The organism is Paenalicyclobacillus cellulosilyticus, assembly GCF_014647315.1.
In the GTDB taxonomy this organism is placed as follows: Bacteria; Bacillota; Bacilli; order Alicyclobacillales; family Alicyclobacillaceae; genus Alicyclobacillus_J; species Alicyclobacillus_J cellulosilyticus.
The window spans coordinates 39300-59360 of record NZ_BMOY01000014.1 but is presented as its reverse complement, the minus strand read 5'-3'; the positions used below and the strand labels follow the sequence as shown (position 1 = coordinate 59360).

Annotated in this window: 22 protein-coding genes; 4 read left to right on the top strand and 18 right to left on the bottom strand. The window is 67.1% G+C overall.

What is annotated here, in order from left to right; genetic code table 11:
- From IEX97_RS14000 to IEX97_RS06070, 5 genes are all read right to left on the bottom strand, one after another.
- A partial coding sequence (locus IEX97_RS14000) for a hypothetical protein (RefSeq protein WP_373289415.1) occupies window positions 1-71 on the bottom strand: 71 nt, incomplete at its 3' end.
- Window positions 72-169: 98 nt separating this feature from the next.
- Entirely contained in the window at window positions 170-454 is a 285-nt protein-coding gene (gene groES / locus IEX97_RS06085) for a co-chaperone GroES (protein WP_188881753.1), read from the bottom strand.
- Between the two features lie 143 nt (window positions 455-597).
- Window positions 598-1380: a twin-arginine translocase subunit TatC gene (gene tatC / locus IEX97_RS06080; protein ID WP_188881752.1), complete on the bottom strand. Its 783-nt coding sequence runs from the start codon at window positions 1378-1380 to the stop codon at window positions 598-600.
- Window positions 1381-1386: 6 nt separating this feature from the next.
- Window positions 1387-1713 (bottom strand): twin-arginine translocase TatA/TatE family subunit, encoded by a 327-nt coding sequence (locus IEX97_RS13955; RefSeq protein WP_188881750.1) that lies wholly within the window; start codon window positions 1711-1713, stop codon window positions 1387-1389.
- Between the two features lie 209 nt (window positions 1714-1922).
- Window positions 1923-2591: a 5-formyltetrahydrofolate cyclo-ligase gene (locus IEX97_RS06070; RefSeq protein ID WP_188881749.1), complete on the bottom strand. Its 669-nt coding sequence runs from the start codon at window positions 2589-2591 to the stop codon at window positions 1923-1925.
- 151 nt (window positions 2592-2742) lie between these two features.
- Between IEX97_RS06070 and IEX97_RS06065 the strand changes: the two genes are divergently transcribed.
- Window positions 2743-4746, top strand: a complete 2004-nt coding sequence (locus tag IEX97_RS06065; protein WP_188881747.1) for an ABC-F family ATP-binding cassette domain-containing protein — start codon at window positions 2743-2745, stop codon at window positions 4744-4746.
- Between the two features lie 79 nt (window positions 4747-4825).
- Here IEX97_RS06065 and IEX97_RS06060 read toward each other — a convergent pair whose 3' ends face one another.
- From IEX97_RS06060 to IEX97_RS06050, 3 genes are read right to left on the bottom strand one after another with little or no spacing between them, the layout of a single operon-like run.
- Window positions 4826-6031, bottom strand: coding sequence for a sugar ABC transporter permease (locus IEX97_RS06060; RefSeq protein ID WP_188881746.1), 1206 nt, complete (start codon window positions 6029-6031; stop codon window positions 4826-4828).
- Window positions 6028-6804, bottom strand: a complete 777-nt coding sequence (locus tag IEX97_RS06055) for an ATP-binding cassette domain-containing protein (RefSeq protein ID WP_229776496.1) — start codon at window positions 6802-6804, stop codon at window positions 6028-6030. The genes IEX97_RS06060 and IEX97_RS06055 overlap by 4 nt, the downstream gene beginning before the upstream one ends.
- An 11-nt stretch (window positions 6805-6815) precedes the next feature.
- Window positions 6816-7892: a sugar ABC transporter substrate-binding protein gene (locus IEX97_RS06050; RefSeq protein ID WP_229776494.1), complete on the bottom strand. Its 1077-nt coding sequence runs from the start codon at window positions 7890-7892 to the stop codon at window positions 6816-6818.
- A gap of 309 nt (window positions 7893-8201) precedes the next feature.
- Between IEX97_RS06050 and IEX97_RS06045 the strand changes: the two genes are divergently transcribed.
- On the top strand, window positions 8202-8915 hold the full coding sequence (locus IEX97_RS06045; RefSeq protein WP_188881745.1) for a M15 family metallopeptidase: 714 nt from the start codon (window positions 8202-8204) through the stop codon (window positions 8913-8915).
- Window positions 8912-10090, top strand: a complete 1179-nt coding sequence (locus IEX97_RS06040) for a hypothetical protein (protein WP_188881743.1) — start codon at window positions 8912-8914, stop codon at window positions 10088-10090. The genes IEX97_RS06045 and IEX97_RS06040 overlap by 4 nt, the downstream gene beginning before the upstream one ends.
- A 122-nt stretch (window positions 10091-10212) precedes the next feature.
- Here the strand turns inward: IEX97_RS06040 and tsaD are convergent, their stop codons facing one another.
- The 5 genes from tsaD to thiL form a co-directional block, all read right to left on the bottom strand.
- On the bottom strand, window positions 10213-11244 hold the full coding sequence (gene tsaD, locus IEX97_RS06035; RefSeq protein WP_188881742.1) for a tRNA (adenosine(37)-N6)-threonylcarbamoyltransferase complex transferase subunit TsaD: 1032 nt from the start codon (window positions 11242-11244) through the stop codon (window positions 10213-10215).
- Window positions 11225-11818 (bottom strand): ribosomal protein S18-alanine N-acetyltransferase, encoded by a 594-nt coding sequence (gene rimI / locus IEX97_RS06030; protein WP_229776492.1) that lies wholly within the window; start codon window positions 11816-11818, stop codon window positions 11225-11227. Before rimI ends, tsaD begins: the two co-directional genes overlap by 20 nt.
- On the bottom strand, window positions 11815-12792 hold the full coding sequence (gene tsaB / locus IEX97_RS06025) for a tRNA (adenosine(37)-N6)-threonylcarbamoyltransferase complex dimerization subunit type 1 TsaB (RefSeq protein ID WP_188881741.1): 978 nt from the start codon (window positions 12790-12792) through the stop codon (window positions 11815-11817). The genes rimI and tsaB overlap by 4 nt, the downstream gene beginning before the upstream one ends.
- Complete coding sequence (gene tsaE / locus IEX97_RS06020; protein WP_188881763.1) at window positions 12777-13268, bottom strand: tRNA (adenosine(37)-N6)-threonylcarbamoyltransferase complex ATPase subunit type 1 TsaE; 492 nt, start codon at window positions 13266-13268, stop codon at window positions 12777-12779. Before tsaE ends, tsaB begins: the two co-directional genes overlap by 16 nt.
- Before the next feature lie 85 nt (window positions 13269-13353).
- Window positions 13354-14421, bottom strand: a complete 1068-nt coding sequence (gene thiL, locus IEX97_RS06015; RefSeq protein ID WP_229776490.1) for a thiamine-phosphate kinase — start codon at window positions 14419-14421, stop codon at window positions 13354-13356.
- Between the two features lie 91 nt (window positions 14422-14512).
- Here thiL and IEX97_RS06010 point away from each other — a divergent pair, with 91 nt between their 5' ends.
- Window positions 14513-15115 (top strand): DedA family protein, encoded by a 603-nt coding sequence (locus tag IEX97_RS06010; RefSeq protein WP_188881740.1) that lies wholly within the window; start codon window positions 14513-14515, stop codon window positions 15113-15115.
- Window positions 15116-15223: 108 nt separating this feature from the next.
- On the opposite strand, the gene phoU is transcribed toward IEX97_RS06010, so the two are convergent.
- The 5 genes from phoU to pstS form a co-directional block, all read right to left on the bottom strand.
- Entirely contained in the window at window positions 15224-15877 is a 654-nt protein-coding gene (gene phoU / locus IEX97_RS06005; protein WP_229776488.1) for a phosphate signaling complex protein PhoU, read from the bottom strand.
- A 118-nt stretch (window positions 15878-15995) separates the two neighbouring features.
- Window positions 15996-16751, bottom strand: a complete 756-nt coding sequence (gene pstB / locus IEX97_RS06000; protein WP_444541805.1) for a phosphate ABC transporter ATP-binding protein PstB — start codon at window positions 16749-16751, stop codon at window positions 15996-15998.
- A 16-nt stretch (window positions 16752-16767) separates the two neighbouring features.
- Entirely contained in the window at window positions 16768-17631 is an 864-nt protein-coding gene (pstA, locus tag IEX97_RS05995) for a phosphate ABC transporter permease PstA (protein ID WP_229776486.1), read from the bottom strand.
- Window positions 17631-18545 (bottom strand): phosphate ABC transporter permease subunit PstC, encoded by a 915-nt coding sequence (gene pstC / locus IEX97_RS05990; RefSeq protein ID WP_229776484.1) that lies wholly within the window; start codon window positions 18543-18545, stop codon window positions 17631-17633. The genes pstA and pstC overlap by 1 nt, the downstream gene beginning before the upstream one ends.
- 201 nt (window positions 18546-18746) lie before the next feature.
- Window positions 18747-19814 carry a phosphate ABC transporter substrate-binding protein PstS gene (pstS, locus tag IEX97_RS05985; RefSeq protein WP_188881738.1) on the bottom strand — a complete coding sequence of 356 codons (1068 nt, stop codon included), beginning with the start codon at window positions 19812-19814 and terminating at the stop codon, window positions 18747-18749.
- Window positions 19815-20061: the final 247 nt, after the last annotated feature.

The following is a 20061-nucleotide window of genomic DNA, read 5'->3' as shown; positions in this document are numbered from 1 at the left end:
TCCGCCAGCGCGTCGACGCCCCGCAGCATCGCACGGCGCGCTTCCTCGCTGAATTTGATGTCTTTCGCCATCTCGTCATACCTCCTCCAACCCGGAGTATGTAGGAACCTTGTTCCGCTTCACGATCCCGGTGCAGCCGTCCGCGTTGACTGCGTCCGCACCGTTACCCTCACTTCTGGACGATGGCCAGGATGTCGCTCTCGCGCAGGATGAGGAGTTCCTGGTTGTCGACCTTGACCTCGGTGCCGGCGTACTTGGAGAAGATGACGCGATCTCCGACCTTGACTTCCATCTCAATCCGCTTGCCGTCCTCGTAACGGCCCGGCCCGACGGCGATGACCTCGCCCTCCTGCGGCTTCTCCTTCGCCGTGTCCGGCAGGAAGATGCCGCTCGCCGTCTTCTCTTCCCGTTCCAACGGGCGCACCACGACGCGGTCTGCGAGTGGTTTGAGCATGGGTGAACCTCCTTCAGACATGATCCTGCAGGCACGCATGATTAGCACTCAGTAAACCCGAGTGCTAACACCATGACTTATCATATCCGTTGGCGGAGGAGATTGCAAGAACCGGCGGAGAAAAAATCCGGTCCGGACGCTCTTCAACCGGCGGCAGAGCCGCCGCCGGCGTGTGCGCCGAGCCCCGCCTTGCCGCTTGCCTCCGTCCGCAACCGCGCTGCCCGCCGTTCGACCCACGCCGAGATGAGGATGCTGCACTCGTACAACGCGATCATCGGCAGGATGACCGACAAGTGCGTGATCATCTCCGGCGGACTGATGAACACCCCGACCACCACGATGACGAGGTACGCGTAGCGGCGCCAGCGGCGGAGCACCCGCGGTGTGATCACCCCGATGCGGGTGAGAAAAGCCACCACGACCGGCAGCTCAAAGACAAGGCCAAACGGCAGGCACAGCCCCGTCAGGAACGAGAAGTACGCGTTCACCCGGATGTGGACGTCGGCCGCTCGGGATGCAAGCTGCAGCAAGAACCGCAACACCATGGGAAAGACCACGAACCACGCAAACGCCACGCCGAGGACAAACATCGCGAGCATGACGGGAAGCAACCGCTGGGCATAGCGGCGCTCCAAGGGGGTGAGCCCGGGGCGAACAAACCGCCAGAGCTGGTACAACGCGAACGGCATGGTCAATCCCGCAGCCACCACACCCGCCACCGCCAGGTAGACCATCACGATTTCCCCCGGGCTGACCACCATCAAATGGTAACCCAAACGGGTGATGGGTGCGGTGAGGTAACGGTACAAGCGGGCGACCAACCCGAGGCTCAGGCACAAGAGGCCAAAAAAGACCACCAAGATCCAAATGATGCGGCGCCGCAAGTCGGCCACGTGCTCGGAGAACCGCATGCGCGCTTGATCCATACCGTCTCACCGGTCGGCCGAAGCGTCGGGAGCGCTGCCCGTCCCTGTCCCCTGCCCATCCGCGGCCTGCGACGTTTGCACGGGCCGCGCATGCGCTGCCGGCTCGGATTGAATCTCCAACGGCTCGACGACAGGGCGCTCCGGCGCACCGGAACGAGCCTGCCCCGTCGCTTGCCCTTGCTCGTCCATCATGCCGCGCGTCGCTTCCCTGAATTCGCGCAACGAACGGCCGAATGCCCGGCCAATCTCAGGCAGCTTGCTTGGACCGAACACCATCAAGAGGACGATGACAATCAAGATCAGACCTGAGATCCCGACGTTGGCGAAATTCACGGTGCATCCCCCGTCCCACACTTCATCTCGGCCGGCCCGCACCCGCCGTCACCATGCCTCATCCCGCACCGGCGCGGGCAAGGGCCGAGCCAACCCTCGCCAGCCAGCCACCTGTCCAATCAACCAGCCACCTGTCCAACAAATCCGAACATCACGACGAGCCACGTCACCATCATACACGGGCGCCCTCCCCTCGGCAAGCGCTGGGGCTATCCGTCGGCCTGCCCCCACCACCCGGCCGCGCACACCGTCACGCCGTCCTCGGTGGCCAGGGCGTGCACGCGCACATCGTGCGCATCCGCGGGCACCGCGTCGAACACTTGGAAGCCGTACGCGGCAGCCACGCGCAGTGTAAGCAACCGAGGTTCGCGAAAGAACCGGTCGTAGTAGCCGCCGCCGTAACCAAGCCGCGATCCGTCCCGCCCGAACGCCACGCCCGGCACCACGGCGATGGCCAAACGCTCCGGCGGCACGAGGTCAGCGTCCGCTGCGCGCGGCTCCGGAATGCCAAAGGCGCCCGCGCTCCAATCGGTCGCCGGGGTGACGCGGTAGAACGCCATCCACCCATCCTGCCGCACCCGCGGGAACGCCGGGACACCGCCCAGCGCCCGCACCGCTTCCGCCAGCGGCCGCACGTCCACCTCGCCGCGCACCGGCTGATACAGCGCCACCACCGGATCGGTGCCCGGCGGGCGCACCGCCAGCCACCCGGCCAGCCGCGCCGCCAAATGACCGCAGACACGCCGGGACAAGGCTTGCACTTGCACCGGATGAAGCGCTTGCCGGCGTCGCAAGCAAGCGGCCCGCACAGCCTGTTTGTCCCATGCGGGCAGGTCGCCCTGACGCCGGGCTTCCTGCTGCTCGCGCTCTGTCACCACAGCTCACCCCGCCTTCGGTTCCATTGTATCCGAACGCATTGTTCCTGCACCCGGCGTTTGAGTACACTGGGAACGAATCAAGGCGGGATGCGTTCGCCATCAAGGTCATCCCGCGCGCCAGATTCAGGCCAGGACGGTGAGGCACCAAACCATGATCCTGCTGCAAGCGAGCCACATCCAAAAGTCGTACCATGGCCACCCGGTCCTCACCGGCGCCAACCTCACCCTGCAACAGGGCGAGCGCGCCGGCTTGGTGGGGGCGAACGGCGCAGGCAAATCCACGTTGCTGCGCATCCTCACCGGTCAAGAAGCGGCCGATGCGGGCGAAGTGAGCGTCGCCAAAGGGGTCCGGATCGGCTACGTGGCACAGTGGATGGATGCGGCGGACGACGAAACGGTCTTCGGGTTTGCCGCGGCCGCCGTGGCAGACCTGTTCGCCCAAGAAGCGGCACTGCGGGCGCTGGAGGCGGAGATGGCCAACCCGGACGTATACGCGGACGAACGCCGCTTTGCCGATCTCGCCGCCCGCTACGACCGGCTGCGTCAGGCGTTTGAAGCGGCGGGTGGTTATGCGGCCGAGGCGCGCGTGCGGCGGGTGCTCGCCGGACTTGCCTTTCCGGCCGGGATGCACGGCCAACCGGTGCGGGCGCTCAGCGGTGGCCAGAAGACGCGGCTGGCCTTGGCGCGGCTGTTGGTGGCTGAACCGGATGTACTCATACTCGACGAGCCGACCAACTACCTGGACACCGAGACGCTTACCTGGCTGGAAGGTTACCTGCAGTCCTATCCCGGCGCCGTGTTGGTCGTTGCGCACGACCGGTACTTTCTGGATAAGGTCGCCACCGTCATCTACGAGTTGGAGCACGGCCGCACGACGCGCTTCCCAGGCAACTACAGCGCCTACGTGGAACAGAAGGCCGCCCTGCTGGAGGAAGCCGCGCGGCGTTACGAAGCCCAACAGGCCGAGATTGCCCGCATCGAGGCATTCATCCAGCGCAACATCGCGCGGGCGTCCACCAGCCGGAGTGCCCAGAGCCGGCGCAAACTGCTCGCGCGCATGATCCGGCTCGATCCGCCCACGCCGCAGACGCCGCGCCTGGCGCTTCGTTTCACCCCGGCGCGGGAGTCCGGCAAGGACGTGCTCACCGTCCGCGGCCTGGTCACCGGGTACCCCGGACAACCGCTCGCCGGCCCGATGGACCTCCATGTCGCGCGCGGACAGCGGATCGCCATCGTGGGGCCGAACGGTGTTGGCAAAACGACGTTGCTCAAGACGCTCGCCGGTTTGTTGCCGCCGCTGGCCGGCGAAGTTGTATGGGGTGCCCACGTCGATCTCGGCTACTACGACCAAGAACTGGCCGGCTTGGACGAGACCAAGACGGTGTTGGCGCAGGTGTGGGATGAACAGCCGCAGCTTGACCGCACCACCGTGCGCACGGCGCTCGGGCGGTTTCTGTTCCGGGGGGAAGACGTGGAGAAACCGGTCGCGGCGCTCAGCGGCGGTGAACGCAGCCGGCTGGCGCTGTGCCGTCTGATGCTGCGCCAGCCGAATGTGCTGCTGCTCGACGAGCCGACCAACCACCTCGACCTGATGAGCAAAGAGGTGCTGGAAGACGCCCTCGCCGACTACGAAGGCACGGTGATCTTCGTCTCCCACGACCGCTACTTCATCGACACCTTGGCCACGCACGTGCTGGCCCTCGACCCTGGCGGCTGGGAGTGGTTCATCGGCAATTACAGCGAGTTTGCGGCCAAGCGGCAGGAGGCAGCCCGCTGGGCGGACGCGGGCGCAGGCGACGGGGCGGCGGATGGGGCGCGCACCGGGCAGCCGGCCCCAGGGGGCGCGGATGGCAGCCGGACCACGAACCGCCCTGCCGGCGGTGCCGGGCCCCAAACCCGGACACGGCCCGTCCGCAGCGCCGAACTCCGCAAGCTGCGCGAACGGGTCGCCGCCATCGAGGCACGCATCGCCGAGATTGAACGCGCCCAAGCGGAGATGCAAGCGGCGATGGTCGAAGCAAGCCTTGCCCAAGATTTCACCCGCACCCAAGCGCTGGACGCCTCGTTGCGCCGCCTGACCGAGGAGCACGACGAGCTGCTCGCCGCGTGGGAAGAAGCGATGCTGGCCCTCGAGGCGTGCGAACAGAAGGGATAGGCCGACAGACAGCAGGGCAGGCCGAGGCCGCCAGGCAGGTTCGCCCAGGCAAGTACACTTGCCCAACTGCCAGGCAGGTTCACTTGCCCAACTGCTGCCGCCGCCGGCGCGTGAACGTGTCGAACGTGACCGCGAGCAGCAGGATGGCACCCTCCACCAGGTACTTCGTGCTCGACGGCGCGTTGAGCAGGTCCATCCCGTTCTCGATGCTGCCCATCACCAGCGCGCCCGCCAGGGCGTTCCACACGCTGCCGCGGCCGCCGAACAGACTCGTCCCGCCGATGACGGCCGCCGCAATGGATCCCATGAGCAAGTCGCTCCCCCCGGCGGCGGTCGACGCCGCGCCAAGGCGCGAAGCCCCCATGATGCCGCCCACCGCGGCCAGGGTGCTGCTGAGCGTAAACGCGGCCACCTTCACACCCCGCACGTTGATCCCCGCGCGCCGCGCCGCCTCCGCGTTGCCGCCGACCGCGTAGATGTGGCGGCCAAACCGCGTGTGCTGCGTGATGAAGGCGAACCCGCCGACGAAGATGAGCAGGATGAAGCCGGAGACGGGAATCCCTTGATAGCTGTTCAGCACCAGGACGATGACCACCATCGCGACGGCCACGGCCGCCAAGCGGCCGAGGGCCGACCGCATAGGCGGTACGGAGAGGCCCAGCCGCTGCCGCAGCGCCCGCGTCCGCCAAGCGTTCCAGAAGTACACGCCCACCACCACGGCCGCCAACACCCACCCCGCCCATCGGGGCAGGTAGTTTGCCGTCAGCGCGATGATGGTGTTGTTCATGATGGGCACCGTACCGGCGAGGCCAATCATGGCGAACAGGAGCCCAAGATACCCGAGCGACCCGGCCAGGGTGACGATGAACGCCGGCACGCCGAGCAGCGTCACCCATATCCCTTGGAACATGCCGATGACGACCCCGCTGGCGACGGCGGCCGCGATACAGAAGACGGCCGGCACGTTCTGTCCGGCGAGCAGTGCCAGCACCGCGCCGCCGATGGCGCTGACCGCCGCGATGGACAGGTCAATCTCGCCGAGCAGCAGGATGAGCGTCTCGCCGACGGCGAGCAGCCCGTACTGCACCATTTGCAACACGAGGTTCGACAGGTTGCGGCTGGTGAGAAAGCTCGTGTTGAGCACCTCAAAGATAACCCAGATGAGGACCAGCGACAGGACGACGGGCAAGAGGGCGAAGTCGCCGCCGATGAGCCGGTTGATCCAGCCTGCGAGTCCCCGCCCCGGCACGCCGCCGGCCGATGAGGTTTGCACACGCGCGCTCATGCCTGGACCGATGCCTCCTCCGCGCCGGTGATGGCGGCGATGACCTGTTCCGGCGTCACCGCCCGCCGCTCGAACATCGCCACCGTCCGGCCGAGCCGAAGGACGACGATGCGGTCGGCGATGCGGAAGACGTCGTGCATGTTGTGCGAGATGACCATGACCGCTTTGCCGCTCTGCGCCAGGCGGACGATGAGATCGAGCACCGCGCGCTGCTGCGCCACGCCGAGCGCCGCGGTGGGCTCGTCGAGCATCACCAGCTTCGAGCCCCACAGCACCGACCGTGCCACCGCCACCGCCTGCCGTTGGCCGCCGGAGAGGCTGGCGACGAGCGTGGACAAGGGCGGCAGGCGGATGCCGAGCTCTTGCAACACCGGAATGGCGCGCCGCTCCATCTCGTGGCGGTCCAGTTTGCGGACAACCCCCGGCACCACCGGCTTGACCAGCTCACGCCCCAGGAAGAGGTTGGACACGATGTCCAGGTTGTCGCACAGCGCCAGGTCTTGGTACACCGTCTGGATGCCGAGGCGTTCCGCCGCAGCCGGGTTGGCGAGGTGAACCCGCTCGCCCTCGAACCAGATCTCGCCGGAATCCGGTTGCTCCACCCCGGCAATCATCTTGATGGTCGTCGATTTCCCGGCGCCGTTGTCGCCCACCAAGGCGACAATCTCGCCTTGGTGGACGTGAAACGACACGCCGTCCAACGCCTGCACCGCGCCGAACCGCTTGCGCAGGTCGCGCACTTCCAACACCGGATGCCGGTTGTTCGCGCTCAAAGGTCGTTCCCTCACTTGCCCGGGTTCTTGATCTTCGCCCACGTGGTGAACCCGTCCTTGATGACCGTCTGGTCGATGTTCGACTTGGTGACCACCACCGGCTTGAGCAGCACCGACGGGACGTTCATCTTTCCGTTGTTGACCTTGCCGTTGACCAGACCTGCCGGCGGTTTCTGCCCGGTCGCGAGCGCCACCGCCAACTCGGCCGCCGCCTGCGCCTCCAGCTTGATGGCTTTATACACCGTCATCGACTGCGTGCCTTGGAAGTAGATGCGGTTGAGCCCGGCGTCCGTCGCATCCTGGCCGGTGATGGGGATACCCTTGATGTGCTGGGCGGCCAACGCCTGTGCCGCCGCGCCCGCCAGGTTGTCGTTGGCGGCCAGCACCGCGTCCACCTTGTTGTGCAGTTTCGTCAACGCCTGCTCCATCTCGGTCAGGCCGTTGGCAGGATCCCAGTTCGGAGTGTACTGCTCATATCCTTTTATGAGCTTGCCGGACTTGAAGAGCGGATCGAGCACCTCGTGGGCCCCCTGCGCGAACAGCTTGGCGTTGTTGTCGGTGGGCGCGCCGTCGAGCATGACCACCGTGCCGCCCGGCTTCGTGTGCTGGGCGATGTATTGGCCCTGCAGGCGCCCGACCTGGACGTTGTCGAACGAGACGTAGTACGGCAGGTTGCAGTTGAGGATCAGCCGGTCGTACGAGATGACCGGGACGCCCGCCTTCGCCGCCTCCTGCACGATGCGCGCCGCGCCCACGCCGTCCACCGGCGTGACCACCAACACCTTGGCCCCGTTGGTCAGGGCGCTCTCCGCCTGCTGCTGTTCCGTCGTCTGCGATCCGAACGCGTTCGAATACAACACCTGGGCGTTGGGGTCGAGCTGCTTGACCGCCGCGATGAAGTCCGGCCGGTCCTGCGCCTCCCAGCGCGGAGAACTGGCCGTCTCCGGCATCAACAGGGCAATCTTGACCGCCTTGGTGGAAAGCGGTTTCTTCGCGGCCGCACTGACGGTCGCCGTGGCCGTGGTCGCCGTCACCGCCGACAACGCGAGCGTGCACGCCGACAACCACCGCAAGGACTTTTTGAACACCGAACATCCCTCCTATTTGTTTGACCGTTACGCCGAATGACGGGTACCTTCCCTGCAGGCCGACCCGCATGCTGCCGGATCTGCAAACCGGGAGGTGTTCCGCCACCGGCGCAGCATCACTCCGAACCCCCCGTGCGCTGTTCTGGATGAAACTTTGTGATGAATCGGATCTGAACAGGGTTCCGGAATACAGGTATTCTATCATATTTCGCGCGAGTTTTGTCAAACACACGGGTCATTGTACTCCATACGGCCAAAAACCGGGGATTGCGGTAGAATGAAGGGCAACTGAGGAAGGGGGGGTGCCACGTGACCGACAGGCAAGATTGTCCTGCGCCCATCCCGCCGCTGCGGTCCGTGGATGGATTCCGCGACGTCCCCATCGCGGAATGCGGCGAGCCGCTGCGGCCCATCCCTGCGGCGGAAAAGCTGCGCACGCATCCTGTGTACTGGGCGCGCGGCATCCCTGGTGCCGAAGCCACCCTCTGGGCGCGGGAAGGCGTGATTGCGCGGCTTCTGCATGCCGCGGCAGCCCTGCCCGACGGCATCGCCTTGGTGGTCTTCGACGCCTGGCGTCCGCTCGCGGTCCAGCAGTACCTGTTCGACGAGTTCGCCGCGCGTCTCGCCCAAAGGACCGGCTTGACCGGAGAAGCGCTGGCGCGCGCGGTCGCCCGGTACGTCTCGGTTCCCTCGCGTGACCCGCGCCACCCGTCCGCCCACGCGACCGGCGGCGCCGTCGACGTCGGCCTCTGCACGACGGACGGACGGCTGCTCCATCTTGGTACCGCGTTCGACGCCTTCGTACCGGAAGCAGCCACCCGGTGGCTGGAGGAACACGCGCAAAGCGAGGCCGAGCGACAGCAGCGGGACCTGCGCCGCATCCTCTTTCACGCCATGACAAAGGCCGGGTTCACGAACTACCCGGACGAATGGTGGCATTACGACTATGGCAACCAGTTTTACGGGCGGGTGCGCGGCGTGCCCGCCATGTACGGATACATCGAACGGGAGGCATCGGTGTGAAGCGACAAACCCCCTCACCCCGTCCGGCTCAGGCGCCGCTCGCCGAATTGGCGGAACAAAACCAGCGTTACCGCCTGATCTTGTTCGCAGTCTTGCTCATCGCCGTCACCGCCGCCATCTACGCATTCATCAACTGGGCCCAGGGCCGGTTGCACCCCGGCACCCTGTTCGTCAACGTCCTGCAGGACATCGCGTCCACCACGTTCAGCCTCGCGGTCGTCGGGTTGATCTTCGAGTGGTGGAACCGGCGGCGCAGCGAGGAACAACTCCGGTCCGCCATCGTCGACGCCATAATGTTCAGCGACGAGGTGCTCCGGCGCCTCACCCATGAGGCCAAATTCAACTACATCCAACGTATGCTGCGGGCCATGCTGGGACCGCGCCGGGGCGATGCCCTCTACGCTGCCTACATTCGCCCGTTTGCGGTCCGGCCTCATGCGGAAACCCTGTTCCGGACCTCCTTCAAGTACGACATCACGTTTTTGCCCTCCCCGGCGGCAGGTGCGCCTTCCCGGCCGTACCACCGGGTGATTGAGACCATCGAATACGAGAAGGCGATGCGGCTCCCTGACCCGGCGCTCGCCCGCGCCGGGCTGTACCTGGTCGCCGCCCTCCGCGAGGACGACCTGGCGCCGTATTTCGCCGATCCGCGCTGTGTGTACCGCAGCGTGATGGGCCTGGCGGACGCGGATGCGGCCGCGCTGGCGGACGCGCGCGATCCGGTGGCTTGGGCGGCAGCATTCCACCAGGTGCTGGAGGTCCGCATCAACGGCCAACCGGCAAAACTGCGGACGGTGTATGAAGACGGGGTGTTCAAGACGTACCTCTCCGGCTACGACCTGCACGAGGCCGGACCGGGCGACACGGAGGACACGGACGATCACGCCGACGCGGGCGGGGTCCGGCTGCACCTGCGGGCGGTGTTGGAGACGGTGCACGCCACGTCGCGCAACTTCTACACGGTGTACCTGTCGGAGCCGAGCCGCGCGCCCGAGGTGACATTCCGCTACCACGAGGGGATGCGCGACGTCGTCTGCCTGCGCTTCCTCAGCGGCGTGGAGGATGGCGACGTGGCGGTATGGCACCACGCCGCCGGCCAATCCTTGACGCTCAAGGTGCGCAAGGGACAGTGGGTGTTTCCGACGAGCGGCGTGGTGTTCGTGTGGAAACATTGAGGTTTGTCCACAGCGTTATCCACAATATCCACAGGGTTATCCACAACCCGGAAGCTGCTGCACATGCGGCAGACCGGGCTTTTGCCCGGTTCTTGCCCCGGTTATCCACAACGTCCACAGGTTCAGCCGCTTCGTTGTCCACAGGCCTGCTGCCAAGCGGCGAGCGACAGGTTGGCCTCCGCATTGAGCGACAACGGGTGGCGCACGCCGAGCTCCAGCAGCAGCCCGCCGGCGACCGCAATCATCGCCGCGTTGTCGGTGCACAGCGCAAGCGGCGGAAAGTGCACGGCGAAGCCGTCCGCCGCCGCCCGCGCCGTGAGCGCCCGGCGCAACCCCTGGTTGGCGGCGACGCCGCCCGCCACCACCACCGTGCGCAGGCCGGTGCGGATGACCGCGCGCGCCGTCTTCTCCACGAGCACGTCGACCACCGCCTGCTGGAACGAGGCACACACGTCCGCCGGGTTCACCTCCTCCCCGCGCTGCCGTTGCTTGGCGATCTCGTTGTGCACCGCCGACTTCAACCCGCTGTAACTGAAATCAAACCCTTCGTCCTCCATGAGCGCGCGCGGAAACGCGTACGCCGCCGGATCTCCGGACTGGGCCAACCGGTCCACCTCCGGGCCGCCCGGGTACGGCAGCCCGAGCATGCGCGCCACCTTGTCGTACGCCTCGCCGGCTGCGTCGTCTTTCGTCCCGCCGAGCTTCGTCAAACAAAACGGCGGGTCCACGCGCAACAGTTCCGTGTGCCCGCCCGAGACCACCAAGGCTAAACACGGCGGCGTGATGGCTGTGTCGATGAACGCGGCCGCGACATGGCCGGCGATGTGGTGCACGCCCACCAGCGGCAGCCCGGTCACCAGCGCCAGCCCTTTCGCCGCCGACACGCCGACAAGCAGCGCCCCGAGCAGCCCCGGGCCGCATGTGACCGCGATGCCGTCGAGATCGCCCCATGCGGCGCCGGCATCCGCCAGCGCCCCGGCGACGACCCGCGTCACCGTCTCCACGTGACGGCGCGACGCCACCTCCGGCACGACGCCGCCGAAGCGGGCGTGCACCTGCATCTGCGATGCAATCCGCTGGCTCACCACGCGCCGGCCGTCGACGATGGCCGCCGCCGTTTCGTCGCAGCTCGTTTCAATCCCCAAGATGCGCATTGCTTCGCTCCCTTCCGCCGCGGACGTCGGCGCGGGCGTCGCAGAGGGTGTCGGCGCGGGCTTCGGCGCGGGTTTCTGCCCAGACCCACGTTTCCACGTCCCATCCGGCCGGCGGCAGGTCCGCCCACATGATGAGGGCGTCCTCCAGGTTGTCGGTGTAGTAGCCTTTGCGAATGCCGACGCCGACGAAACCGTACTTCTTGTACAGGTTCTGCGCCTTGGTGTTCGAGACGCGCACCTCGAGCGTCATCCGCCGCGCGCGGTGGGCGATGCACATGGTGATGAGCGCGCGCATCAGCTTGTCGCCCAGGTGGCGGCCTTGAAAATCGGGATCGACGGCGATGTTCGTGACATGCCCTTCATCGACGATGAGCCACACCCCGGCGTAACCGATGATGCGGCCTTCGTACTCCATCACGATGTAGCGGGCGAAGTGGTTGTCGACCAGTTCGGACAAAAACGCCTGCCGCGACCACGGGGCGGAGAATGCCCTGCGCTCGACGGCGAGCACGCCGTCCAGGTCGGCGACGGTCATCCGGCGCAACCGCACCGCATCCGGGTTCCATGCGGTCACTCGGACATCCCGCCTTTCTGCGCCAATTTTGCCTCGGCTTCCACAGGCAACGTGTATTCCGGCACCACGTCGTGCACCGCGTCCCCGGTGACCGGAGCCGCCGCGCCCGCCGCAATCAGCCGCAGCATGGCCGGCCCCATCCCATGGCCGACGGCGTCGACCGGGATGACGGCGGCACGCGGGGCAACCACCCACGGCGGATCCTGGGGGGAAGCCCATTCGCCCACACCGGGCCCTGCGCCCACACCGGGCCCTGCGCCCACACCGGGCCCTGCGCCCACGCCGGGCCCTGCGCTCACACCGGCCCCTGCGCCCGCACCTGGCCCTGTGCCCGCCATACCGTTTTGGGACAGCGGCAGCAGGCCGTGCGCAGGTTGAAAATCGTGCACCACCACCAACCGCGGCGCCGGCACGGCCGGCAGCGCGGCGGCCAAGGTGGCGCGTTGCGGCACCGTCCGCAACGGCGCCGGATCCAGCGGCGCCACCTGCTCCCGCAACGCCTGGTGCGCCGCCGCCAGCCACGCTTGCACCGGCCGCACGCCTGGCGTTGCCACGGTTTCCCACCGCACGCCCTGCTTGCGGAAGAGCGCGCCAAACGCCCGTTGGCGCCTGGCGTAGAGCAGCGGGAGCACCATCACCTCCCCGTCGCTCTCGCCAGGGACGGCCGCCTCGGCGAGGGCGAGGAGGGTGGAGACTGGATAGAGCGGACGCCCCAGCGCCCACGCCATGGCCTTGGCGGTCGCCACCCCCAGCCGCACCCCGGTGTACGATCCCGGCCCAATGCCGACGCCCACCGCCGTCACGTCGGCCGCAGCCACCCCGGCGGTGGCGAGCACCTCAGCCAACAGCGGCTGCAACACCCGCGAGTGGGCGCGCGGCACCGCCGAGCTGGCCGCCGCCCACGCCTTGCCTGCGCCGTCTCCGACGGCGACCGCAAGCACGTGCGTCGCGGTGTCCATCACGAGAACAGCCATCGCTTCACCCACGCTTCCAGGCGGCTGTGGCTGCGCGGTCCGGTCGCCCGCAGCCGGAACTCCCGCTCGTCCACCCGCGGCAGCGGCGCGCGCCGAATGTCGAGACACAGGGCGTCCGCCACCAAGCCGGCAGCCTGCTCCGGCCACTCGATGACCACCACCGCCTCGCCATCCAAGTAATCGTCCAGGCAGCCGGCGAGGTGGCCACCGTCCGCCGCTCCCGCACCCGTTTCGCGCAGCCGGTACAGATCGGCATGCACGAGCGGGATGCGGCCCGCGTGCTCGTGGATCAGGGTGAAGGTGGGGCTCGTCAACTCTTCCGCCACACCGAGGCCGCGGCCGACACCCTTGGCGAAGGTGGTCTTGCCGGCGCCGAGATCGCCCGTGAGCAACACCACGTCTCCCGGTTCCAACACCGCCCCCAGTGCCTCGCCCAGCCGCATCGTCTCCTCCGGGCTGCGGGTGGTGATGGTCATCTCTTCCACGCCTATCCTCTCCTCCCGCCCCGCCGCCGTCCAGGCAGCGGCGTGCCGTGCTGTCTGCCGCCGCATCCGGTCCGCGTCAGGTGGCGAAATGGTTGAACCCGCGCGGCTCGATGACCTCGAGCCGCCCGTCCACGTCCGCAATCACGCCGTCGCCCGCCTCCACACGCCCAATCTGGGCGATGGGGATGCGCAGGCTCGACAGCCGCATCAGCGCCCGCGCGAACGCGAACGGAGGCGCGGTGCCGACAAGCTGGTAGTCCTCGCCGCCGTACCATGCGTACATCAAGGGATCGACACCGCGCAACCGCGCCAGGTTCCGCACCGCGGGCGCAACAGGGATGCGCGCGGCGTCGATGCGCAAACGCACGCCGGACGCGGACGCGATCTCGTTCAGCTCGCTTGCCAGACCATCGCTGACGTCGTCCAGGCTGGTGGCCCCGCACGCGCGCAACACCATCCCGGCGGTCACCTGCGGCCGCGGCCGCCGGTGCGCCGCGATCAAGAACTGCCGCTCGTCCTCGGGCACCTGCCCGCCGTGCTGCAGCAGATCGAGCCCGGCCGCCGGAGCGCCCAGGTCGCCGGTGACGAACACCACGTCGCCGGGGCGCGCACCGTTCCGGCGGACGGCGGTACCGGCCGGCACCGTTCCCGCGACGGTGCTGGTGAGCACGAGCGGGCCGTCGGTACGCACGATGTCGCCGCCCACGACCGGACAGGCGTATTCGGCCGCACACGCACCGAGTCCGTCGTACAACCGCTCCAGGTCAGACAGCGCCATGCCCGGCGGGACAGCGAGGCTCACCACCGCCCAGCGCGGGGTGCCGCCCATGGCCGCCACGTCGCTGACCGAGACGGCGAGCGTTTTGTACCCGACGTCGGTCCAATCGGAGAACGCCGGGGAGAAGTGGACACCCTCCACCAAGGCGTCGGTCGTCAACACCAACTCCGCACCGGCTTCCGGGGTGACGACCGCCGCGTCGTCCCCCACACCCACGCGCACCCCGTCCCCCGCCTGCGGCAGGCGCGCCGTGAGGTGGCGAATCAAGCCGAATTCATCCAAACCGCCGATGCCGCGCACGCCGTTCACTCCAGCCTTGTTCCGCCCCGGCGCCGCCCAACGGGCCGCGGCGAGGCTTGGTCGCATCGTTCTCGACCCTTATCATAACACCACCGCGCGGGACATGCGCGCCGCGGACAGCACGTATACATGGAAGCGTGAGGGGAGGAGGAGCCGGATGGCGGATTGGCTCGGGTGGATGGCCGAAGCCCTCATCAGCTTGGGGCTGGGAGGCGTGTTCGTGGCGTTGGTCATCGAAGGGTTGGGGCTGCCTTTCCCTGGAGATGCGGTGATGGTGTTTTACGGGTTCGAGGCGGCGCGCGGCCAGCTTTCCCTGCCCGGCGTCCTGGCGGCTTGCCTGGCGGGATACTTGACGGGCACCTGCCTGGCGTACGGCGTGAGCCGCCGCTTCGGCCGGCCGCTCGGCGAGCGCCTGCAGCGCTTCATCCTGCTCGACGCCCGCAGCATGACGCGTGCGGAGCGGCTCCTCGACCGCTACGGTGCCGCCCTGCTCGTCCCCGGCCGCTTCTTGCCCGGCGTGCGCAGCGCGAGCAGCTACGTCGCCGGTCTTTGCGGCATGTCCCTGCGCCCGTTTCTCGCCTACACCGCCCTCGGCGCTTGGCTGTGGTGCGGCGCCTGGGTGTTCGCCGGGTACTGGCTCGGCGATCACGCCGCCGCCGTGCTCAAGTTCAGCCAGACGTGGCTCGCGTATCTGACCGGCATCGCCCTTGTCGCGGCCACCGCCCTCTGGCTCCTCCTGCGGCGGCGGATGGCGCGCTGAGGCGCGGCACGCCCACGGCGCACGGCCTGCGACGCTGTGCGCCACGATGACCGCCCGCGCCACGATGACCGCCTGTACCCCGTTCGACCGCCTGCGCCGCCGTCGCCGTCAATTGAGGTCAATCCGCTCGCCGGAGTGGATGTAGACCACACCTTCCCCGACGTTGGTGGCGTGATCGCCCATCCGCTCCAGGTAGCGGCCGATGAAGGCGAACGCCATGGCCTGGGCGATGCGGCCTTGGTCGTCCGGGCGGCGGCTGAACAATTCTTCGAGGATGCCGCGGTACAGGCGGTCCGCCTCGTCGTCGAGCACCGCGAGGTTCCGCGCCGCCGCCAAGTCTTCGTTCACATACGCGACGAGCGCCTGCCGGATCATTTCTTCCACCACGGCCGCCATGCGCAGGATGTCCGGCATGACCGGATCGGCCGGCGAAGGCTGCTGCCGGATCACCGCGCGGGCGATGTCCACCGCCAGGTCGGCCATCCGTTCCAGTTCCCCGGCGATGCGCAGCGCCGCCGTGACCTTCCGCAAGTCTTTCGCCACCGGCTGCTGCGTCGCAATGAGGCGAATGCACCGCTCCTCCAACTCGTGTTCCATGCGGTTGATGCCCGCATCCCCGTCCACCACCTGCCGGGCTTGCGCGGCGTCACCCTGTTGCAAGGACGCCAGCGCCTGCTGCAGGGCGGACCGTACTTGCTCTCCCATCGCCTGCAACTGTTGCTTGATGTCGGCGAGTTGGGCGTCCAACACGTTGCGCTGCACGATCGCGACCTCTCCTCTCTGCCTCTGTCCGCACCTTGACCAGCTGCGTCCGCACCCTGACCAGCTGCTTGAGAAACCCGGTGCCTGCTTGCAGGAACCGGTGCCGCCTTACGCCGGATCAGCCGAACCGGCCGGAGACGTAGTCCTCGGTGCGCTTGTCGTCCGGTTTCGTGAAGACCTTCGACGTCGGCCCGACTTCAATCAAATGACCGTCCAAGAAAAACGCTGTTTGATCCGCAATGCGCGCCGCCTGCTGCATGTTGTGCGTCACAATCACGATGGTGTACGTCTGTTTGAGGTTTTGCACCAGTTCCTCGATGCGCATGGTGGAAATCGGATCGAGCGCCGACGTCGGTTCATCCATCAGCAGGACCCGCGGTTCCACCGCGAGCGCGCGGGCGATGCACAACCGCTGCTGCTGGCCGCCGGAGAGGGACATGGCCGGCTGGTGCAGCCGGTCTTTCACTTCATCCCACAGCGCGGCCATGGCCAGGCTCTCCTCCACCCGCGCCCGCAGCCGGCGCCGGTCCTTGACGCCCGCAAACTTCAGGCCGAGCGCCACATTGTCGAAGATGGACATGGTGGGAAACGGGTTGGGCCGCTGAAACACCATGCCGATGGTGCGGCGGACATCGATCGGGTCCATGCGGTAGACGTCCTCGCCGCCGACCCAGACATGGCCCGCCACGCGTGCCCCCGGATTCGTCTCGTGCAACCGGTTCAGGCAGCGGATGAACGTCGACTTGCCGCAACCGGACGGCCCGATGATGGCCGTCACCGACCTCGGCTCAATGGCGAGATCGATGCCGTGCAGGACCTCGTCGTTCCCGTACCATGCATGCAACGCTTCGACCTTGATCTCGATGCTCAACACGGATCACCTCATGCCGTCAGCGCCGGGTCCGGCTGACCCAACGCGCGAACAGATTGATGATGAGGGCAATGGCCACCAACGTCAGCGCACCGGTCCATGCGGACTGGTGCCAGTCGTCGTACGGGCTGAGCGCGTACGTGAACACCTGCAGCGGCAATGCGGCCGTCGGCTGGGTGACGTTGTTCGACCAAAACTGGTTCCCAAACGCCGTGAACATCAGCGGCGCCGTCTCGCCGAGCGCCCGGGAGACGGCCAGCAGGAGCCCGGTGATGACCCCGGCCCGGGCTGTGGGCAGCAAGATCCTGAGCCACACCTGGGTCCGCGTCCCGCCGAGGGCATGACCCGCTTCGCGCAGCGTGACGGGCACAAGCCGGAAGACCTGTTCCGACGAACGGGCGATGGTCGGCAGCATCAGGATGGCGAGCGCGACGCTGCCCGAAAACCCGGAAAACCCCCCGGACGGAGCCACGACCATCGCGTACACCAAGAGGCCAATCACGATGGTGGGCGTACCGGACAACACATCGCACACGAAACGCACCATGTTTTGCCAGCGCGCATGGTGGGTCTCCGCCAAAAACAGGCCAATCGTCACCCCGACCGGCGCGCTCATCGCCGTGGCCATCAGGACCATGACGATGCTGCCGACGATGGCGTTCGCCATGCCGCCGGGAATGCCGGTCGGCGCAGGCAGACTGGTGAAGAAGCGGAGACTGACCCCCGGGGCGCCGCGAAACACCACGTACGCAAGAATGAGCAAGAGCGGCAGGACCGCCAACAGCGCCAGTCCGAAGATGACGCCTGCGAACAAGCGGTTCTTCCACTTGCGCCAGCGCAAATGCCCTGGGTGCACGGTTTGCATCATGTCCCTTGGTTGCATCACACGTTCCCCTCTGTCTTCGCAATCCCGCGGATAAACAGCCTGGCGACGACATAGAACGCGACGGTGAGCAGGAACAACAGGAGCCCGACCTCGTACAAGGCGGACAGATAGACATGGGTCGTGGCCTCGGTGAACTCATTGGCGATCACGCTCGCCATGGTGTACCCGGGCGCAAACAGCGAAGCGGAGATCTCCGGCCGGTTGCCGATGACCATCGTGACGGCGATGGTCTCCCCCACCGCCCGGCCGAGTCCGAGCATCAACGCGCTGATGATGCCGGACCGGGCATACGGGAGCGCGACATGGGTGATCATCTCCTGGGTCGTCGCGCCGAGCGCCAACGCCCCTTCGTGAATGTCCCGCGGCACGGCGAGCAAGACGTCGCGGCTGAGCGCCGTCACCGTCGGCAGGATCATGACGGACAGGATGAGGCCGGCGGCGAGATACCCCACGCCGTACGGAACGCCTTGAAACAAGGGGAGAAACCCAAGCCACCTCCCGAGCCACGGCTCCAGGGTGTGCTGCAGCCACGGCGCGAGCACGAACAACCCCCACAGCCCGTACACCACGCTCGGAATGGCGGCGAGCAGCTCGATGGCGCCGCCCAGCCAGGACCGGAACCAACCCCGGACAAAGTAAACCAAAAACACCGCGGTGCACACCCCCACCAGACCGCCGAAGACGAGGGCGAACAGCGAGGTCACCGCGGTCCCGTAGAGAAACGGCAACGCCCCAAAGACGCTGTGGACCGGATCCCAGACGCTGGTCACCACGAACCGCCAGCCGAAACGCAGCACGGAAGCGCGGGACTCGGTCCCGAGCATGATGAAAAACGCCATGAACAGCGCCAGGGCGAGCAGGGCAGCAAACCACAACCACCCGTCCAACACCCGGTCAGAGCGACGTTTCACATCCCCAACTCCCTTGGCCGCGAGGCACCGCGGTTGCCGGCAACGCGGCAACCGGCGCCCCTGAACGAATGAGCGCCCCGGCGGCTGGCCGCCGGGGCATGCGTGTTCGCGCGCCTCAATCACGCATGTTGCGATGCAACGCATCCATCGGTTCGCTCCGCACGCGGCTGCGCCGAACGTGCGCGCAATCTCAAACCGCACTCAGTGCATGGTGTCCAGCTTGGCGAGCGCCGAGTCGCGGATGTTCTGCGGCAGCGGCACGTAGTTCACCGCGCTTGCCTCGTTCTGCCCGTCCGTCTCCATCCACTGGAACAGCTTGACCAGCGCCTGCTCCTTCGCCGCATCCGGATAATGACGGTACAGCAACACCCAAGAGAAGCCGCTGATGGGGTAGCTGTCCTTGCCCGGAGCGTTCACGATGGAGAAGTTGGTCGCCGAGACGTTCGGCTTGGTCGCGGCGGCCGCGGCGATGGACTTCGGCGTCGGCGCCACGAACACACCCGCCTTGTTTTGGATCAAGCCGTAGGTCATCTTCGTCTGCATCGCGTACGCCAGCTCGACGTAGCCGATGGCCCCCTGCGTGTTGCGCACACTCGTCGCCACCGCCTCATTGCCCTTGGCGCCGATGCCGACCGGCCAGTTCACCGACTTGCCCTTGCCGACCTTCTTCGCCCACTCGCTGCTCACCGAGCTCAGGTAGTCGGTGAAAATGTAGCTGGTGCCGGAGCCGTCCGAGCGATGGACCACGACAATCGGCAGGTTCGGCAGCTTGACGCCCTTGTTCACGGAGGTGATCTCCGGATCGTTCCACTTCTTCACCTTGCCGAGGTAAATGTCGGCGAGCGCCTTGGGCGTGAACTTCAGCTGCTGCTTGACGCTCGGCAGGTTGTACGCCATCGCGACGCCGCCGAGCGTGATGGGAATCTGGATGACCGGCCCGCCGTGCGCCTGCGCCTTCTTGACCTCATCGCTGTTCATCGGGACGTCGGTGGCACCGAAGTCGACCGTACCGGCCGAGAACTGCTCGATGCCGGCGCCGCTGCCGATGGACTGGTAGTTCACCTGCACGCCGGTCTTCTGCTGGTATACATAGAATGCCCGGCTGAAGAACGGATAATCGAACGTGGACCCTGCGCCGGTCAGCGTCTTGACCGTGTCCGCCTTGCGTGCGTGCGCCAACGTCTTCGCCCCGACGACGCCGCCCGTGGCCGCGACGAGCGCGGCGAGCGTCAACCCGGAGACTGCCATCCGCGTGGATTTGCGCAACATGTGTCAACCCTCTCCTTTGCTTCTCCTTCATCATGCATGCTTCCTGCACTGCGCCCTGACCCGGTGGCCCGGCAGGTGCCGGACGACCGTTTCCCTTTGCACCGCGATTATACTTGGCACGGGTTAAGGTTCTTTTCTCGGTTTGTAAAGGGAACGTAAACTTCCCGCAAAACCCTTGTGACCAAACGCAAACCGCATCCTGTGCATATGTACCGGTGCCGGTGAGTTGTCACCAGTTGCTCCCCGT